This window comes from Gryllotalpicola sp. CP2-P1, from assembly GCF_057512245.1.
In genome coordinates this window covers 1-4,240 of record NZ_JBLRDT010000211.1, presented here as the reverse complement: position 1 = coordinate 4,240, position 4,240 = coordinate 1, and the positions used below count along the sequence as shown (strand labels likewise).

Sequence of the window (4,240 nt, the reverse complement as noted above, 5' to 3'; positions counted from 1 at the left end):
GATACGGCGCGGCGACGAGCCGGCGCGCCGCATGGTTCGACACGGCGACGCCCTGCTCGCGCCGCAGAATGTGCAGGCACAGATCGATGCCGGATGCCGCGCCCGCCGACGTGAGTACGTCGCCTTCGTCGACGAAGAGCACGTTCTCGTCGACCGTGACGAGCGGATGCCTCGCCGCGAGCGCCTTCGTGTAGTGCCAGTGCGTCGTGGCGCGCTTGCCGTCGAGCAGCCCCGTGGCGGCGAGGGCGAACGCGCCGGTGGAGATGGCGGCGAGCGTCGCGCCGCGGCCGTGCGCTGCCCGCAGAGCGGCGACCGCCGGGGCCGGCGGCTCCTCCCGATCGGGGAAGCGATAGCCGGGCACGAAGACGATGTCGGCCCACTCGAGCGCCTCGAGGCCGTGCGCCACGTGGTAGGAGAGACCGTCGCCCCCGGCGACCAGCCCGGGCGCCGAACCGCACACGCGCACCTCGTAGGGCATGCTGGCGCGAGTGGTGAAGACCTGCGCGGGAATCCCGACGTCCAGTGGCTTCGCGCCCTCCAGCACCAGCACGGCGACGCGGCGCAATGGTTCGGGCACGTCTGGTAATCTAGCCGGGTTGTCTCGGAGCCTTTCGGCCCGGCAGCACGTCGCTCAGGCGACAGATCCCATTAGACGATGACCGCTTCACACAGAGGCGGTTCACGTGCGCTTCGAAGCACGCGCTCCTCAGCGGAGATCACAGAATCGAAAGGAAACACGTGTCCTCCCAGTCACGTAGCAAGACCCGCCTCTCCCGCGCCCTCGGCATCCCGCTCACCCCGAAGGCTGCGCGCTACCTCGAGAAGCGCCCCTACGCCCCCGGCGAGCACGGCCGCACCAAGCGCAAGGCCGACAGCGACTATGCCGTGCGTCTGCGCGAGAAGCAGCGCCTGCGCGCCCAGTACGGCCTCGGCGAGAAGCAGCTCCGCATCGCGTTCAACGACGCGCACCGTCGCGCCGGCATGACCGGTGACAACCTGGTCGAGGCCCTCGAGACCCGCCTCGACGCGCTCGTGCTTCGTGCCGGCTTCGCCCGCACCACCGCGCAGGCCCGCCAGTTCGTCGTGCACCGCCACATTCTCGTCGACGGCAAGATCGTCGACCGCCCGTCGTTCAAGGTGAAGCCGGGCCAGCTCATCCACGTCAAGCCCAAGTCCGAGGGCACAGAGCCCTTCCAGGTCGCGGCGGCCGGCGGCCACCTCGACGTCCTGCCCAAGGTCCCGGGCTACCTCGAGGTCGAGATCGACAAGCTGCAGGCCCGCCTCGTGCGCGAGCCGAAGCGCGCCGAGGTCCCCGTGCAGTGCGAGACCCAGCTGGTCGTCGAGTACTACGCAGCTCGCTAAGAGCGCTGGTATTCAGCACCGATAGTCTGGAGAGCGGATGCCGTACGGCATCCGCTCTTCGGCTTTAACTCACGCGGACTACGGAGCAGAACCATGAAGACCTTCCTCGCGCTTGCATTCGGCGTCGTCCTCGGATTCGTCGCGGCCCACCAGTTCAACCGCACCGAGCAGGGGCAGCGCTTCTTCCACGACCTCGACGCGAAGGCGCGCGAGTTCGGCGCCGCCGTGGCCGACGGGTACCACGCCCGCGAGGCCGAGCTGCGCTCGCCCGAGGACTGAACCCGATTCCGCACCGCCCCGCCCGCACATTCACGAACGCACCCAGGTAGAACCCCCTCTCGATGCTCACTTCTGAGATCCACCGCCGCTTCCTCGACTTCTTCGCGCAGCGCGACCACACGATCGTCCCGTCCGCCTCGCTCATCAGCGACGACCCGTCGCTGATGTTCACGATCGCCGGCATGGTGCCCTGGGTGCCGTACCTCACGGGCGTCGTGCCCGCGCCCTACCCGCGCGTCGCCGATGTGCAGAAGTGCATCCGCACCCTCGACATCGAAGAGGTCGGCAAGACGCCCCGGCACGGCACCTTCTTCCAGATGCTCGGCAACTGGTCGTTCGGCGACTACTTCAAGGCCGAGGCGATCCGGTATGCCTGGGACCTGCTGCTGACGCCCGAGAGCGCGGGCGGCCTCGGCTTCGACGAGAAGGACCTGTGGTTCACGGTCTACGAAGAGGACGACGAGGCCTACAACGAGTGGCTGAAGGTCGGGGCATCCCCGGCGCGCATCCAGCGCCTCGGCAAGGACACCAACTACTGGTCGACCGGCCAGCCCGGCCCCGCCGGCCCCTGCTCCGAGATCTTCTTCGATCGCGGCCCGGCCTACGGCGTCGACGGCGGCCCCGCGACCGACGACGACCGCTACGTCGAGATCTGGAACCTCGTGTTCATGCAGTACCTGATCAAGGACGTGAAGTCGAAGTACGACTTCACGGTGGTCGGCGAGCTGCCGCAGAAGAACATCGACACGGGTGCGGGTCTCGAGCGCATCGCGTTCATCAAGCAGGGCGTCGGCAACTTCTACGAGATCGACCAGGTGCGCCCGGTGCTCGACCGGGCGGCCGAGATCGCGGGCAAGCGCTACGGCGCGAACCACGAGGACGACGTGCGGCTGCGCGTGGTCTCCGACCACGTCCGCTCGTCCCTCATGCTCATCGGCGACGGGGTCACGCCGTCCAACGACGGCCGCGGCTACATCCTGCGCCGCCTGCTGCGCCGGACCGTGCGCGCGATGCGGCTGATGGGCGTCGACACGGCCGTCTTCCCCGAGCTGTTCACCGCGAGCCGCGACGCCATGAAGGGCGCCTACCCCGAGGTCGAGACCGACTTCGCGCGCATCTCGCACGCGGCGTATGCCGAGGAGGAGACCTTCCTGCGCACGCTCGCGGGCGGCACCACGATCCTCGACACCGCGGTGGCCGACACGAAGGCCGCCGGCAAGACGCAGCTCTCGGGCGACACGGCGTTCCTGCTGCACGACACGTGGGGCTTCCCGATCGATCTGACGCTCGAGATCGCCGACGAGGCCGGGCTCAAGGTCGACCGCGCGGCGTTCGACACGCTCATGCAGGAGCAGCGCCAGCGCGCCAAGGCCGACGCTAAGGCGAAGAAGGGGCAGATCGCCGACCTCACCGTCTACAGCCAGTTCCGCACCCTGGGCGAGACCGTGTTCACCGGCTACACCGACTTCACGACGGAGTCCGAGGTGCTCGGCATCATCGTCGACGGCGTCTCGGTCGACCGGGCCCGCGAGGGTGAGACGGCCGAGGTGATCCTCAAGGAGACCTCGCTGTACGCCGAGTCCGGCGGCCAGGACGCCGACCAGGGCACGATCGTCGGCCCGGGCTACGAGCTCGAGGTGCTCGATGTGCAGCGCCCCGTCGCCGGCCTTGTCAGCCACACCGTGCGGGTCGCCGTCGGCGAGGTCGGGGTCGGTGCGAAGGCGACCAGCGTGGTCGACCAGGAATACCGCCGTGGTGCGAACCAGGCGCACTCCGGCACCCACATCGTGCACGCGGCGCTGCGCCAGCTGCTCGGGCCGAACGCTCACCAGTCGGGCTCGTACAACAAGGCCGGCTATCTGCGGCTCGACTTCTCGTGGAACAAGCCGCTCTCGGCCGAGACCCGCAGCGAGCTCGAGGAGATCTCGAACAACGCGATCCGCGAGAACCTGCAGGTCACGACCCGCGTGCTGCCGCTCGCCGACGCCAAGGCGCTCGGCGCCATGGCGCTGTTCGGCGAGAAGTACGGCGACCAGGTGCGCATGGTCGAGATCGGTGGCCCGTGGAGCCGCGAGCTCTGCGGCGGCACCCACGTCTCCGGCAGCTCCGAGATCGGCATGATCAACCTGATCGGCGAGTCATCGGTCGGTTCGACCAACCGCCGCGTCGAGTCGCTCGTCGGCATCGAGGCGTTCCGCGATCTCGCCGCTGAGCGGGCGATCGTCACCGAGCTCACGTCGAGCCTCAAGACGCCGCGCGAGAAGCTGCCTGAGCGCATCTCCGAGCTCGTCGCGAACCTCAAGGCCGCCGAGAAGAAGATCGCCCAGTTCGAGGCGAAGCAGCTGCTCGAGCGCGTGCCCGCCCTCGTCGAGACGGCGAGCCGCGTCGGCTCGGTCCGCCTCGTCGCGCAGGACGCCGGCTCGCTGCGCGGCGGCGACGAGCTGCGCCAGCTCGCCATGAGCGTGCGCGAGCGGCTCGGCAGCGACCCGGCCGTCGTGGCGCTCACCGCCACCGTGTCCGACCGCCCGATCGTTCTCGTCGCGACCAACCAGGCCGCACGGGAATCCGGCGTCAAGGCGGGCGCGCTCGTCTCGACCGC

4 protein-coding genes are annotated in these 4,240 nt (G+C 69.3%); 3 read left to right on the top strand and 1 reads right to left on the bottom strand.

The window, feature by feature from the left end; genetic code table 11:
* Positions 1–577: AraC family transcriptional regulator (locus ACM2XV_RS12900; RefSeq protein ID WP_487027211.1), on the bottom strand; the 577-nt coding region annotated here is incomplete at its 3' end.
* 161 nt (positions 578–738) lie between these two features.
* Between ACM2XV_RS12900 and rpsD the strand changes: the two genes are divergently transcribed.
* The 3 genes from rpsD to alaS all read left to right on the top strand — a co-directional run.
* On the top strand, positions 739–1,362 hold the full coding sequence (gene rpsD / locus ACM2XV_RS12895) for a 30S ribosomal protein S4 (RefSeq protein ID WP_344777798.1): 624 nt from the start codon (positions 739–741) through the stop codon (positions 1,360–1,362).
* A 93-nt stretch (positions 1,363–1,455) separates the two neighbouring features.
* Positions 1,456–1,641, top strand: a complete 186-nt coding sequence (locus tag ACM2XV_RS12890) for a hypothetical protein (RefSeq protein ID WP_344777800.1) — start codon at positions 1,456–1,458, stop codon at positions 1,639–1,641.
* Positions 1,642–1,703: 62 nt separating this feature from the next.
* Positions 1,704–4,240: alanine--tRNA ligase (gene alaS / locus ACM2XV_RS12885; RefSeq protein ID WP_487027210.1), on the top strand; the 2,537-nt coding region annotated here is incomplete at its 3' end.